The following is a 13532-nucleotide window of genomic DNA, read 5'->3' as shown; positions in this document are numbered from 1 at the left end:
GTTCGCGAGACCCGCGCCGGGGCGCGGTTCCGCACACCCCGAAGCCCCCGGTACGGACGGCACGCCTTGCCCTCCGCGAGGGTCATCACGGCCCCTTCACTGACCCCCGGCTACGACAGCCTCGACGCACGCGACACCGACCGGGACGGCCGCGGGAAGCCGTGGCACGTCGCCGCGACCGTCTCCCTCCTGCGCGAAGGCGACACGATCGTCGTCGACCCCGGCTTGGTCGAGGACCGCAAGCTCGTCCTCGCCCCGCTCGCCGACGCCGGAATCAGCCCCGAGCAGGTGACCGACGTGGTCTTCAGCCACCACCACCCCGACCACACCGTCACCGCAGCCCTCTTCCCCAACACGCGCCCACGACGTCTGGGCCAACCCGCGACCGCCCCCGGGCCGGTGCCGGTCACGCTGTCACCCGATCAGCGGCCACGCTGAGAAGACCCGGTTCTTCACGACCGCCCCGTCCTCGTCGGCCGCCAGTCGACCGATTCCCTTCGGTGCAGCCGGCGCCGCATGTCCTCCGTGAGAAGCCCCGCGCAGCACGCGGACGACGCAACGCAGCCGAGCGCCACTGCGGCGGCCGACAGCTTCAACGCGCCATGGTCCGGTGCCCCCGGCGGCGGCCCCAGCCGGTTGTCGACGTGGCCACGCGGGTCGACCGTCATGACGACCCGCGTTCCTACCGGCGACTGCTCACCCTGGAGCTTGTGCGTGGTCCCGTCCGGCAGCCGTACGACGACCCCCGAAGCGGTGCCGTCCGGGGTCGACGACTCCCACTGCCTGGTCACGACACCGGTCATCGCGATCCCGCGGTCATGCAGAGCCTGCTGGTCGGAGTCCGGCCACCCGAAATACAACACACCGCCGTACGCAGAGAGAAGCAGTAGACCCACGCCGCCTCCGACGACGTAGGACGCCTTCTGACAGTCACGGGAGTGGAGATACACAGCCGCCGGCACCGGGACGACCAGGCAGACGGTCACCCCGCCGCACGCTGTGAAGAAGACCAGCGGGTTCCGGTGCCCGTGCGCCCACAGCGTCAGCGGCACCCATGCCGTGAACAGGGTGAACCCGGTCGCCACGAATGACCCCACGGCAAACGCTCCCAGCCACCCCGCAGCCCGCCCGGCCGCCCGCGGCACGGCCCGCCCCCACGAACTCACCATGCCGCCAGCGTGACCGCGCCTCCGGCCACGGGCAAGGTCCCGTGCCGCCCGTGCTGCTGGGCCCGCGCGACGACTGGTTCACCGCCGCCGCGGTACGCACCCTGGCGAGCCGGCTGGCAGACCGACGAGCAGCTGATCGCCGACCTCACCAGGCTCGCCCACGACACCGACGACTCCGACTCGGTCCACCGGTCCCTCGCCGGAGTCCACCTTGAACGAGACCACCACACATCCGGGCTCGCTCTGCTGGAGGAGGTTCTCCCTGACTCGGCCGACCACGTGCACGGGCACCGGGCCCAGAGCAGCCCTGGCCAAGCACCGGCCGCGTCGGGCCGTGGGCGCTCCGAACGCGGTGACCGGGAAGCCGACGGGCGAGCCTGGCTAACCGTCGCGCTCCAGGCCGCCGGACGCCGGCCACTCGCTCGCCGCCCGGACCGCCCCAACACCGCGTCGGGGCGCCGGTTCTGCAACTGCTCGAAGGCCAACCGACCCGCGACGTCCCAGACGACCAGCTCGCCGTCCCACGCGGTCTCATCCGGCAGTTGTACGGCCCCGGCGACGTCTCCGGAGCGCGCAGCCGCCACGGGCGACACGCGGTCACGTGCCTGTGACATGAACTCGACGTATCCGGCACGAATGATCTTTAGGTTTGTTCTCGCTGGTCAGAGTAGCCAGCACGTCAGAAGCCAAAGTCGCCAGGAGCAGCCATGCGTACTGCACTCCGTACCGCCCTCGTCACCGTCGCCCTCGTCGGTACCGCCACTGCTTCTGTCGTCTCGGCCCATGCCGCCGCTCCGTCCGCGCCGGCCGGGAGCAGTGCCTGTGTCGCCGCCACGACCATCCCCTCCGTCTTCGGCGGCATGAAGGTTCGGCTGGTCAGCAGCGCTGACAACGGCGCGTCCGCCACGCTCCTGGATGCCAAGGGCCACGCCGTCGCGACCGTGAACCAGAGCAAGCCCACCGACCTGGCCGACGGCCTGAAGATCACCGGAGTGCTCGCCGCCAAGCCCGTCTTCGGCCAGCGCAGCCAGGGCGGGACCACCCCTTGGCAGTCCACGCCCTTCCCGGCTCTGTCCGCCGACTGCACCCTGCACGGCACGCTCTCCCGCACCCTGCGCCTCGACGCACGTACGACCGTGCAGATCTTCAAGGTCTCCGCCGACCACCACCAGGCCCGTGTCTTCCGGGACGGCAAGCTGGTGCGCTTCCTCGACGCGCACTCCCGCGCCGGCGCCGCTTTGTTCGGCAACCGCACGCTGGTGCTTGACCCGGTCGGCGGGACCGTCAGCTGGACCGGCGCCGAGACCGCCGTCAGCCCCCGGCTGGGCCGCTACAAGCTGGCCAACGGCGCGATCGTCAAGCTCGTCAAGCACAACGGTGTCTACGGGGCGCAGCTGACCACCAGCCACGGCACGTTCTCCGTCGCGTACGCCAAGGGTCGCCCGGTCGTCCTCCAGGACAACGTCACCCTGGTCGTCTTGGCCGCCGACGGCACCGTCAGCAACCACATCTACGGCAAGTCCGTCCAGAAGGCACCGGTTTACCTGGGTGTCTGAGTCATCAGCGAAAGAAAGGGGGGTGCCGTCGATCAGCGCGGCGCCCCTTTCTCGCGAGAGCACAACGTCTGACGAGTTCGTGCACAGTAGGCAGGGAGACGCCGAGGATGGCGGCGGGGCTCGGTGTTCACACCCACCGCGCCGACGTCAATAGGAGCCACACGGGTTCCTCGCCGGTCGACTGGGGGCCGGACCGGCTCGAGACACCACCTGGTTGCTGACGGGCACGGCACCCCGCTTGCGATCAGCCTGACCGGCGGAAACCGCAACGACGTCACCCAACTGCTGCCGCTGCTCGACGCGGACCCACCAATCGCGGCCGGGTAGGCCGTCCCCGGCGCAAGCCCGACTCGCTATTCGCCGAGCGTGGCTACGTCACGACGCATACCCGACCAAGTCCGGGCCTGTGGCATCGTGCCAGCCGTCGCCCGCCGCGGTACCCGACGCGGCACGGGGCTCGGCACCTGTCGCTGGGTGATCGAGCGGAGCTTCGCCTGGCTCCACGGCTTGGGGCACCCCGCGTCCGTTGGGAACGCCGACACACCGGCAGCTCAGCTTGCTGTGTCGGCCGCTGTCAGTCCCATCAGAAGGACCAGAGGGCGGAGTCGACGAGTGAGGCGGCGTAGTCGGGGTACGGGACCGTGCCGTCGTTGATGTTGTCGGCGCCGGTCAGCACGTGTTCGAGAGCGAGGTGGGTGGCATGATCGGCGTCCCGGGACGGGCGGGCGACGGAGACGTGCATCATGGCGCCGTCGAAGGCGACGACCCGCGCACCGAAGCGGTCCTCCCAACTGCGGAGCAGGGCGCACAGCAGGGGCAAGGGAGCTTCCGTCTGCCAGCCCATGACCGCGGGAATGTCGGCGGAGCGGGTGGCCGGAACCAGGGCCAGATGAGGCTTGGGCAGCGGGTAAGGGCCGGCCATGAGCCGGGCGATGGCGGTACGGGCGGCGGCAGCAGGGTCGGCTCCGGCCAGGGAAGAAGGGATGCCGGCCGCCAGGCCGGGCCAGCGGTCGAACGGCGCCCCGGGATCCCTCGTCCCAGGGTTCGACGCCCTCCGGTAGGTCCTCGGTTCTTGCGGCGCCGCAAGCTGCCTCAGCTGGAAGGCTCGATAGGAGTGCCAGTCCCGTTCCAGCACGGCGTGAAGGTCCAGGGTGTCGACGGCCGCGAGGGCGGTGGGCCGGCCAGGTCCGTATGGGGTGGAGACGAGCAGTGGCCACAGTCCGGTTTCCTCCCGTGCACTCTGGCAGTGCGTCCAGGACCCCACGGGATCCAAAACCGGCTCCTCGGACAGCCACATGCGAGGTGGCGAGGCATCGCCTCGGACGACTTCGGGAAAGCAACGGCCTGGCGGAAGCCCATCGGGCAGTGACGATAACATGCGCACGCACGTCAGCCGCGGCCACTGACACCGCGCATCCCAGATCCGGGCGGACGCAGTTTCCGAGGTGCCTTGCGCCGGTCACTCGACGTCGAGTCGCTGAAGAACCTGATGAGTTACCGGCGTCAAGCAGGCCGGCGAGTACCTGCGTCATGTTGTCGATGCCGGGATCTGGAACGGGGACCCATGTCGGCCTGTCTCCGGTCGACCGCGCCCGTCCCGGCTCCAAGCACCATGCGGCGCCGTGCCGTCGTCACCACCGTTTCCTACGCCTTCTACGACCTGCACCGACCGGCCTGCCACGCCTATGCCGCCGCACGCCTCACACGAGAGGAAGCCCAGCTCAGCGTCGACCAACTCTTCGACTTCATCGCCAGCACATGGTCCTGGGTCATGACCAAGCAGTGCCCCTCCGCCTGGGCCTGGGAAAAGCACACCCGTGCCGTCGCCCCTCGCGCCGGCCGCACGCCTACCCCGGCCGAAGACACCGCGCTCCTCCACGACGACCTTCGGCTGAGCATCAACCGCATCGCCACCATCACCGGCACCGACCCCGCACGGGTCACCGCTCTCCTGGCCGCTGCCCGCCACATCCGCCAACCGGCAGGCTCCACATCGCAGCATTCACACAAGGCTGTCGGCCGTCGAAGAGGCTATCCAGTACCTCACACCACTCCTGGAGCCGCGTAGGCCCCCGGGAGAACAGTGGTGCTGAAGGGCGGGCGGAACCGGTGGCACGGCCGCGTGGGGAACACCCGCTATCATCACGGCCACCCTTGAAGACTGCCTCCGGAGGCCCCGTCCGGGTTGTGCCGCGCCAAGGGACACCGGTGCTCACGTCGGGATCGGGCCAAGTCGCCACAAGGCTCGTAGATCTGGAAAGCGGGGACTGGAGACCATCTCCTGGGTCGTCTCACCGTTGAGCCAGCACACTTGCTCGGGGCTTCCGTCGCGGGTGTCGAACAGGCAGCACACTCCGCCGCTGGCGGCGGTGAGGCCGGTGAACACCTCCCTGACGCGGGCCGACCGCGCGAACACACGGCTCATCGCCGACGTCGCTGCCCAGAACTCCGCTGACGCGTAACGAGGGTGCAGCGAAGACTCGAACCGGATCGTCAGGTAGACGTACCCGATCCTGACTCGCCCGTCCTCGTCGATTTCATGGCCGTGTGCCTCTCCGTACTCGCGCACTGCGTCATCGACGCCGAACATGATGGACGTGTCGAGCTCGAGTGTCCTGCTGGTGGAGCAGTCGACCGGCTCGCTCTTGAAGTGGGACGTGAACGGGAGGACGAGCCGGTCACCGCCGGGCAGGGTGAGCTCGAGCGGCGGCACCCCACGGCTCGGTGGTGCCAGCTCGGCCAGATTGGCCAATGCCCTGGCGACGTTTTGGGGCCGCAGGTAGATGTCGTAGCCGTAGGTCAGTCCCAATTTCCCCCTCTGCTGGGCCGAACCGCACCTTCTCATGACCCGCCCCTGGGGAGCCTCCCGATATCGGAGAGACGCGCCGATCCGGCGTCACAGCCGTTTACGGTATGAACTAGGTGACGCCGGCCCGTGAGTCGACGTCAAGGAGGGGGGCCGCCCGCGAGGCAGGCCGCCGCCCCTCTTCCTTCCGGCCTGCCGCACCCGCACGGTCAGTGCCCCCGAGTGAGGGCACTGGCCCCGCCCCAGACAGGAGCGATCCCATGCGTACCGCCACGGAGACGACCTTCACCGCCAATGACGTCACGTACCGGCTGACGGCAGACGCTGTCCGGGCTGCCGCTGCGCGCTTGACTCCCGCCGACTCAGCTGACCCGCACCCCAACCGGAGCTGGTACGCTCTGATCGGTACCCACCTGTATTACGTGGTCGACCTGGTCGAAGAGGCCACCGGCGCCACGCAGGTGAAGGTCAAGGTCGCTCGTCTTCGCCTCGCCGAACTGGGCTTGCCCGTCTTCGCCCTGGCCTGGAACACGCTGCTGACTCAGGGCCACCCAGGTCACACGGGCTGACCTGGGTACCGCGCACCTCACCGACCGCCTGTCTCAGGCACGGGGCTGGAAGCCGCGTCGCTTCAGGCGGCTGGGAAGGCCGACCCGACCAGCCAATGGACCTCAACGGCATCGGCCGAACCGCAACGAACGCCGACGCCGCGCGCTGTCGGTGCGGGACGAGGACATGCGGAGGCCGAGGCTTCGCACATCAGCTGTCACGGGTGTCTCCCGGCGTCATCTAACGTGTCCGATCGACGAGTTGGCTCAGCCGCGGCAGGCGGAGTCGAAGACCGCCGTCACGAGGCGGGCCGAGGAAACGGGCTGCGGGTGCCGGTGACCGGCATCAACTCGTTTTCATCGACCAACTGGTGGCCATCCTCATCCACCTGTGACATGACCTCCCACACTCGGTGCTGGGGTTGTTCGGCGTCGACCGCTCCACCATCACCCGTGAGCTGCCCCCGGTTTGGTGGAGTCCCTGAAGCCAGGCTTATGATCCTGGCCCGAAGGAGAACCACGAGCAGTGCCAGCACCACGTAAGTACCCGGACGAGCTCCGCGAGCGGGCCGTCCGCGAGGTCCGCACCTCCGGCCGCCGTCCGATCGCGCATGTCGCGAAGGACCTGGGCATCCACAAGGAGGCCCTGCGCGGCTGGGTCCGCCAGGCTGAGGCGGACACCGGCGAACGCGACGACCGGCTGACCACCGCCGAGCGGGAAGAGCTGAGGCCACTCCGCAAAGAAGCAGCGGAGTTGAGGCGGGCGAACGAGATTCTGAAGGCCGCGAGCGCGTTTTCGCGGCGAACTCGACCGTCCCCGGACGAGGCCGACCAGGTGATCGAGCACCTCAAGGACAAGGGTCTCGGGGTCGGGTTCGCCTGCCGGGTGCTGGGGCTGTCGGAGTCGGCGTACTACGCGCGCAAGAAGCGGCCGAAGTCGGCCCGCCGACTGCGCGACGAGCAGCTCATGCCACTGATCGAACAGGTCCATGCCGAGTCCGGTGGCACCTATGGTGTCCGCCGGATCACCCGCGCGCTGCGACGCAAGGGCGTCGTCGTGGCCCGCTGCACCGTCGAGCGGCTGATGCGTGAGCTGGGCCTGGAGGGCGTGATCCGCGGACAGCGGCGCCGCACCACGGTGCCGGAGCCGTCGGCACCCAGGCCGCCGGACCTGGTCGACCGCGACTTCACGGCCTCGCGGCCCAATCAGCTGTGGGTGGCGGACATGATGTATGTGCGCGCCTGGTCCGGCTGGGTGTACGTGGCGTTCGTCCTGGACGTGTACTCGCGGATGATTGTCGGCTGGCAGGTCGCGAACCACATGCGGACCGAACTGCCGTTGGACGCACTGGAGATGGCGTTGTGGAGACGCCGGATCAAGAAGGACTCAGGCCTCATTCATCACAGCGACCGCGGTTCGCAATACGTATCAATTCGGTATACCGAGAGGCTGTTCGAGATCGGGGCTTCAGCCTTGGTCGGCTCGGTCGCGGACAGCTACGACAATGCGATGGCCGAGGCGCTGAACGGCACCTTCAAGGCCGAGCTGATCGAGATGCAAGGACCGGCGGGACGTTGACCAGGTCGAGCGGGCGATCTTCCAATGGGTCACCTGGTACAACGAGGAACGGCTCCACTCCGCCCTCGGCTACGTACCGCCCGCCGAGTACGAACGCGAGTGGTGGCGACAACAGGAAGCCACCCCGCAGTCCGCCTGAAACAAGATCACCGGACTCTACGAAAATCGGGGCAGCTCATGCATCCCCGGAATCGGCACGGAGGAAGCGCCCTGGCTGAACTCTGTCGCGGACACCCTCGACGAGGAGATGAAGGGCGCCGCCACGGATGCGGGAACCCAGTCGGGCGCGGACGTGGTCTTCGCCGACCCACGCGGCGAATTCGAGGGCAAGGCCGTGTGCGGTGACTCAGAGGATGTGAACGGCATCGTCAAGACCGGTCTGTCCCAGCAGACAAAACCGGCATACTCGAAGTGGGTATGGCGTCTTTCCACCCGAAGATCGCCGGTGCACGGCTGTATGCGTAGGTGCTGGAGCGCGCCCTCGGTAAGGAACCAATGATCGACGGCGGGGTCTGAGTATGCGTACTCGGGCCCCAGCCTGTTGTGCAGGGAGAAGCTTGGCTCATGAACGACCATTCACCTTCCCGCCGCGGTGCGGGCGAAGACGTGCTCTTCGCCGTCCTGCTGTGGTTACTGGACGCCATCGTCGGAATCGTTGCCCTGCTGACCGGTCTGGCGCGGACCGACTTCAACCCTTTGGAGCCGGACCCCCACGCGTCGCTGACGCCGGTTTTCGCCTACGTGGGAGGATTCGGGGGCCTGGTACTCCTCTCGGCGATCGGCTTGTTCCGACTGGGATACCGGGTGAGTGTGGCGACGCAGACCGTAGCCGCTGTCGCGGCATTGGCCTTCTGTGCCGCAGCAATGAGCGCGCACCTCGCTCTGACTAGTGCTGCATCAGGCAACGTTCGCCCTGTCGACTACCTTACGTAGTCGTTCGTCGGCGGCATGCTTGTTCCGCCAGATGATGTAGCGGCGGATCATGCTGCCCTGCTCCCTGTGACTGGCGTGGTCGGTGCCGTCGAGGGCGAAGTAGCGCAGGGCCGTGAACTGGGCCTCGATGCGGTTCAGCCAAGAGGAGTTGGTCGGGGTGTAGGCGAGCTCGACGTTGTTGGCCGCGGCCCAGTCGCCGACCCGGGTGTCCTTCTTCGTGACCAGGTGCGGGGAGAAGTTGTCCAGCACGATCGCGATCCGTACCCTGGGTGGGTGGAGGCTGCGCAGGTAGCGGCAGAACTCCAGGAACCTCGTGCGGTTCTTCTTTGTCTTGATGTGGCCGTAGAGCTTGTCCTTGCCCAGGTCGTAGGCGGCGAACAGGTGCCTGACCCCGTGCGGTCGGGTGCAGGTCGCTCGCCGTCGCGGCCGTGGTTCCCGTTCGGGATCCTTGTGCCGTCCGCCGCGCTCGGCCCACTGCCGACCGGGGTGAGGCTGGAGGTTAGGCGGCCCGAACTCGTCCAGGCAGATCACGACTTCGGGCTCGCCTTCCTCGGGTATCACCTCGCCGTCGGCGATCGCGTAGAGGTGCTCGACGCGCGCCCTTTTGGCGGCGTAGTCGGGGTCACGGGAGGTCTTCCAGGTCTTCACGCGTTGAAACGAGACGCCATCCTCGCGGAGCAGGACCCGAAAGCCCTCGTGGCTGATGTCGTCGACCACCCCCTCGGCGACCAGGCAGTCGGCCAGCTTGGCCAGGCTCCAGGTCGAGAACAGCAGACAGTGCTCGGCCGGCCTGGACTTGGCGATCTTCTTGATCTCACGACGTTCCGGGAGCGTGAACGTCTTGGGCCGACCTCCCTTGTACTTGGGGTAGAGGGACTCGAAGCCGTCGGCGTTGAAGTCGTGGATCACGTCCCGGACCCGGTCCGCGCTGGTGAACGTCACCTTGGCGATCCTCGCCACGGACATGCCCTGGGCGGACAGCAGGACCATCTGGGCTCGCCGCCAGCTCACCACTGACCCCGTGCCCCGGCGCACGATCTGCAGCAGGCGCTTGCCTTCGTCGTCATCGATCTCGCGGACGCGTACTCGTTCTGCCACCCGCACATGATCGCGCCTGACACACCGTCATGCGGAAATCTCAGATGGTGCGTAGTGATGCAAGTAGTTACGCAGCTGCGGTGCGAGCTGGGACATGTCGCCGCCGTTGACCGCATGCCAAAGACGATTCTCGATCCAGAAGCGATGGGCGAACTCCTCGAACGACGGTGCACACCAGAGGATCGCGGCCCTCTGCTCCTCCGCGTCATCGAGGTCGCTCTCTGTCTCCTCCGCGTCACGCTGAGCCTCGTACTCGTATTCGTAGTCGAGGTGGGAGTGCACCACGAACGTCTCGCCGGAGGAGCGAAGGTAGAGGTACCAGATGACGCAGTCCTGCTGATCCCGCAGGAATCGCACGAGGAAGGAACCAGGCTCGACCGGACTGGGTAGCGGTTGCGAGATGTCGGTCCAGCAGCCAGTCACCGAGACCTCGTCCAGCGAGCCGTACAGATTCGCGCTGGTCTGGAAAGTGACGAAGTCCTGCGGCAGAGACAGGCTCCTGGCCGCCAGATCCCCCGCCAAGTCGTTGAGCTTCGCGACCTGCTCAGGGTCGAGGCCTCGAGTGCCACCGAGCCACTGGAAAGCGCCTGTGAACTGGCTGGAGTCGAGCGGCGGCAGACTCTCGTACGGGTAGCGCTCATAGGTGTAACGGCAGGCACGGTACTCGCCGAGGTCGGTGGCGCACCACGCGGCGTCGAAGCCGACCGAGGACAGCACGGACCCGGATCGTTCATCAGGCATCGGAACCCCAGTTGATCACTGCGAGCGGAGTTATCGGCGCCAGCTTGGCAGCCGCCACCGACAACTCCTACAACGGGTGGGCCAGACCGGTTCCCCAGAGCCGGGTCGGGGCGAACGTTGCCTGATGCAGCACTAGCAAGGGGCTGGCCACAGTTGTGGATCTTGGAGGGTGAGGCGGTGCCGACGGGTGCGGCCACCGGTGATCATCGTGTGTGAAGACAGAAGATCAGACGGTGGCCGCAGGTCACAGCGTAGGCCCTGCCCGTTGGGACGAGGAGTTCGAGGGGCTGATGGAGCGCATAGCCGGGCGGTTCGCCCATTCTGAACCCCGGCGTCAGGTGGGGCAGTTCGTTCGCGGACTGCTGGCCGATCTGCCCCGCAAGAACTGCTGGACGATCGCGGAGTGGGCCGGCGAGGCCACGCCGGATGGCATGCAGCATTTGTTGGAGCGGGCCAAGTGGGACGCGGACGCAGTCCGCGATGATCTGCGCGAGTACGTCGTCGATCACCTGGGCGCCGAGCAGGCCGTCCTCGTCGTCGACGAGACTGGCGGCGTGAAGAGGGGGAACGCGACCGTCGGGGTGCAGCGCCAGTACACCGGCACCGCCGGGCGGACCGAGAACTCCCAGGTCGCGGTCTATCTTGTCCATGCCACGCCGCGCGGGCACGCCGCCGTCGACCGTGAGTTGTACCTGCCCAGGGCATGGACCGACGATCCCGAGCGGTGCCACAGGGCGGGCCTGGACCCCGACGAGGTGCGTTTCGCCACCAAGACGCAGCTCGCCGCCGCGATGCTCGAGAGGTTCTGGGCGGCGGTCACACGGCCGGCTGGGTCACCGGCGACGAGGTCTACGGCGGCAACCCGGCCCTACTGTCGATGGTCGCTACGCACGGAACGGGATACGTCATGGCCGTCTCCTGCCGCACCGAAGTACACACCCCTGCTGGCAAGTTCCGTGTCGACGTGCTGATGCGCAAGGTGCCCCGACGAGGCTGGCGGCAACTGTCCGCAGGCACCGGCGCAAAAGGCCCGCGCCGTTACGACTGGGCCGCCGTCGGCCTGATCCCCACCCACTCGGTGGGCACCTGCCAGCTGCTGATCCGCCGCAACCGCACCACCGGCGAGGTGGCCTACTACCGCTGCTTCAGCCCGCGGCCAGTACCGCTGCCCGCCCTGGTCTGCGTCGCCGGAACCCGCTGGAGGATCGAGGAGACCTTCCAGGCCAGCAAGGGCCTCGCCGGCCTGGACGAGCACCAGGTCCGCCGCCACACCCCCTGGCTGCGCTGGGTGACCCTCGCGATGCTCGCCCGCGCCTTCCTGGCCGTCATCCGCGCCGACGAGCATCGCGAACACCCGGCCCCCAACTCATCGCCCTCACCTGCAACGAAATACAGCGACTATTCGCCCTGCCCGCCGCATCCCCGAACGGCCAACGCGACCATCGCCTGCGCTGGTCCCTATGGCGTCGCCGACACCAGGCACGCTCCCGCAACTGCCACTACCGCCGACGCGAGGCCACAACATGAAGATCCACAACTGCGGAATCAATTGGCCGACCTCAGAAGCAACCGACCGAAGCCGGCGTGGCCCGAGGGCCCCTCAGGTCGCCGTTAGCGCCGCCAGGGCGCGGTCCATCGCGGCGTTGAACTCTTCCGGCGTCAGCGGCAGCCGGGACTTGACGTCCCGACTCCACTGGTCGGCGAGGACCTCGGCGGAGCCCGCCTCGACACCGTCGAGCGCCGCGTCGGCCAGGTCCGACGGAGCGATCTTGTCCACGGGCCAGCCCGCGGACATGTCGGTGTCGGCCAGGCCGAGGTGTACCGCTGTGACGAGCGTGCCCTGCTCGGCGAGCTCCAGGCGGACGCCGTTGGTCATGGCCCAGGCGGCGGCCTTGGTCAGGTGGTAGGCATTGGCGCCCTTAACACCGAACCACGACATGGCGGAGAGAACGTTGACGATCGCGCCCCCGCCGTTCCTGGCGAGCGCCGGCGCGAACTCCCGGATCATTCCCAGGTGGCCGAACATGTTGGTCTCCAGCTCGTGCCGCACCGCGTCCAGCGAACCGGTCACCAGGTCGGTCCCCGTACTGATTCCCGCGTTGTTGATGAGTAGCGAGGCGTCCGGGGCGGCCTCGGCGGCGGCCCTCACGGATGCAGCATCGGCGATGTCGAGGCGCAGCACCTCGACCCCGGGCAGGTCCACGGTCTCCGGTCGGCGGGCCGTCGCGTAGACCTTGCGGGCGCCCCGTTCGAGCAGGCGCTGGGCGAAGGCGCGGCCCAGGCCGCGGTTGGCTCCGGTGACAAGGGCAACTGAGTTGTTGATATCCATGTCAGGTACGCTAAAACCTGACGTTGACGTCAGGGGCAAGTGCTGGTCGTCAGGACCGGGGTGAGAGGAATCACCATGACCGTCACGCAGGCCGCGGCCGAGCGGCTGATCCGCATCGGCGAGGTGGCGCGGGGCGCCGGCGTCTCGGTACGCGCCGTGCGCTACTACGAGCAGCAGGGACTGCTCATCGCGGAGCGCAGCCCATCCGGCCAGCGCCTCTACCGGCAGGACGCCGTCACCCTGGTGCGCTTCTTCCAGCAGATGTTCGCCGCCGGCCTCACCAGCCGAAGGATCACCGAACTCCTTCCGTGCTGGGACTCCGGACACACTGACGCCGAGCAACGAGCCATGCTGCGCGCCGAGCGCGACCGTATCCAGGCCAAGGTTGACGACCTGCAGGCCGCCCTGGACCGCCTCGACGAGGTCATCGCGATCACGGACACGCACCCGTAGGCGCGTCGGTCGGACGGCGCACCAGCGATCTACGGCTGGAGTAACTAGGCGCCGCCCCTTGTCGTCGCGCTTATCGGCCAACTCGGCTATGAAGGCGTTGACTTCAGCCTCCAACGCGGCGGCAAGCATCCGCCGTGCCTCTTCCCGAACGACCTCATCCAGCAGTGAACTGCCGCCTTGCCCGCAGGGGCCCGGTCAGGCTTCGTGGAGCGCGTCGTGGGGGGGGGGGGGGGGGGGGCCGGGGGGGGGGCGGGGGGGGGGGGCGGGGGGGGGGGGGGGGGGGGGGGGGGGGGGGGGGGGGGGGGGGGGGGGGGGGGGGA

Annotated in this window: 13 protein-coding genes and 3 pseudogenes; 10 read left to right on the top strand and 6 right to left on the bottom strand. The window is 68.3% G+C overall.

Annotated features, from left to right (window positions below):
- Positions 1–66 precede the first annotated feature (66 nt).
- Entirely contained in the window at positions 67–438 is a 372-nt protein-coding gene (locus ACGFRF_RS32425) for an MBL fold metallo-hydrolase (RefSeq protein ID WP_393746101.1), read from the top strand.
- Between the two features lie 14 nt (positions 439–452).
- Here the strand turns inward: ACGFRF_RS32425 and ACGFRF_RS32420 are convergent, their stop codons facing one another.
- Positions 453–1097 carry a hypothetical protein gene (locus ACGFRF_RS32420; RefSeq protein ID WP_393746099.1) on the bottom strand — a complete coding sequence of 215 codons (645 nt, stop codon included), beginning with the start codon at positions 1095–1097 and terminating at the stop codon, positions 453–455.
- Between the two features lie 779 nt (positions 1098–1876).
- Between ACGFRF_RS32420 and ACGFRF_RS32415 the strand changes: the two genes are divergently transcribed.
- Positions 1877–2725, top strand: coding sequence for a hypothetical protein (locus ACGFRF_RS32415; RefSeq protein ID WP_393746097.1), 849 nt, complete (start codon positions 1877–1879; stop codon positions 2723–2725).
- Between the two features lie 137 nt (positions 2726–2862).
- Positions 2863–3264 (top strand): annotated as a pseudogene (locus tag ACGFRF_RS32410) (transposase); the annotation flags it as partial.
- 44 nt (positions 3265–3308) lie between these two features.
- Here the strand turns inward: ACGFRF_RS32410 and ACGFRF_RS32405 are convergent.
- Positions 3309–3989 carry a DUF4253 domain-containing protein gene (locus ACGFRF_RS32405; RefSeq protein WP_393746348.1) on the bottom strand — a complete coding sequence of 227 codons (681 nt, stop codon included), beginning with the start codon at positions 3987–3989 and terminating at the stop codon, positions 3309–3311.
- A gap of 348 nt (positions 3990–4337) precedes the next feature.
- On the opposite strand from ACGFRF_RS32405, the gene ACGFRF_RS32400 reads away from it, so the two are divergent.
- Entirely contained in the window at positions 4338–4793 is a 456-nt protein-coding gene (locus tag ACGFRF_RS32400; protein WP_393746095.1) for a hypothetical protein, read from the top strand.
- A gap of 144 nt (positions 4794–4937) precedes the next feature.
- Here ACGFRF_RS32400 and ACGFRF_RS32395 read toward each other — a convergent pair whose 3' ends face one another.
- Positions 4938–5534 carry a hypothetical protein gene (locus ACGFRF_RS32395; RefSeq protein ID WP_393746093.1) on the bottom strand — a complete coding sequence of 199 codons (597 nt, stop codon included), beginning with the start codon at positions 5532–5534 and terminating at the stop codon, positions 4938–4940.
- Positions 5535–5791: 257 nt separating this feature from the next.
- Here ACGFRF_RS32395 and ACGFRF_RS32390 point away from each other — a divergent pair, with 257 nt between their 5' ends.
- The 4 genes and pseudogenes from ACGFRF_RS32390 to ACGFRF_RS32375 all read left to right on the top strand — a co-directional run bounded on the left by ACGFRF_RS32390 (position 5792) and on the right by ACGFRF_RS32375 (position 8591).
- Positions 5792–6100: a hypothetical protein gene (locus ACGFRF_RS32390; protein WP_393746091.1), complete on the top strand. Its 309-nt coding sequence runs from the start codon at positions 5792–5794 to the stop codon at positions 6098–6100.
- Positions 6101–6266: 166 nt separating this feature from the next.
- Positions 6267–6549 (top strand): annotated as a pseudogene (locus ACGFRF_RS32385) (IS5/IS1182 family transposase); the annotation flags it as partial.
- Between the two features lie 56 nt (positions 6550–6605).
- Positions 6606–7797, top strand: a protein-coding gene (locus ACGFRF_RS32380) for an IS3 family transposase (RefSeq protein WP_393746089.1) whose coding sequence is annotated in 2 segments (ribosomal slippage) — positions 6606–7655 and positions 7657–7797 — 1191 coding nt in all. Because the reading frame shifts where the segments join, the coding sequence is not laid out codon by codon here.
- A gap of 425 nt (positions 7798–8222) precedes the next feature.
- The gene (locus ACGFRF_RS32375; protein ID WP_393746087.1) at positions 8223–8591 is read left to right on the top strand and encodes a DUF6234 family protein; all 369 of its coding nucleotides are present in this window, start codon (positions 8223–8225) and stop codon (positions 8589–8591) included.
- Here the strand turns inward: ACGFRF_RS32375 and ACGFRF_RS32370 are convergent.
- Both ACGFRF_RS32370 and ACGFRF_RS32365 read right to left on the bottom strand, forming a co-directional pair.
- The gene (locus ACGFRF_RS32370) at positions 8556–9689 is read right to left on the bottom strand and encodes an IS630 family transposase (RefSeq protein ID WP_393746085.1); all 1134 of its coding nucleotides are present in this window, start codon (positions 9687–9689) and stop codon (positions 8556–8558) included. The two genes, ACGFRF_RS32375 and ACGFRF_RS32370, sit on opposite strands and share 36 nt — an antisense overlap.
- Positions 9690–9716: 27 nt before the next feature.
- Positions 9717–10406 (bottom strand): hypothetical protein, encoded by a 690-nt coding sequence (locus ACGFRF_RS32365; protein ID WP_393746083.1) that lies wholly within the window; start codon positions 10404–10406, stop codon positions 9717–9719.
- A gap of 314 nt (positions 10407–10720) precedes the next feature.
- Between ACGFRF_RS32365 and ACGFRF_RS32360 the strand changes: the two are divergent.
- Positions 10721–11957: pseudogene (locus ACGFRF_RS32360) on the top strand (IS701 family transposase).
- Positions 11958–12030: 73 nt separating this feature from the next.
- Here ACGFRF_RS32360 and ACGFRF_RS32355 read toward each other — a convergent pair.
- Positions 12031–12759 (bottom strand): SDR family oxidoreductase, encoded by a 729-nt coding sequence (locus ACGFRF_RS32355; RefSeq protein ID WP_393746081.1) that lies wholly within the window; start codon positions 12757–12759, stop codon positions 12031–12033.
- A 75-nt stretch (positions 12760–12834) separates the two neighbouring features.
- Here ACGFRF_RS32355 and ACGFRF_RS32350 point away from each other — a divergent pair, with 75 nt between their 5' ends.
- A complete protein-coding gene (locus ACGFRF_RS32350) occupies positions 12835–13212 on the top strand; it encodes a MerR family transcriptional regulator (protein ID WP_326623315.1) in 378 nt (125 codons plus the stop codon).
- Positions 13213–13532: the final 320 nt, after the last annotated feature.

Source organism: Streptomyces sp. NPDC048521 (assembly GCF_043199855.1).
Taxonomy (GTDB): Bacteria; Actinomycetota; Actinomycetes; order Streptomycetales; family Streptomycetaceae; genus Streptomyces.
This window is presented reverse-complemented; position numbering and strand designations above follow the sequence as displayed.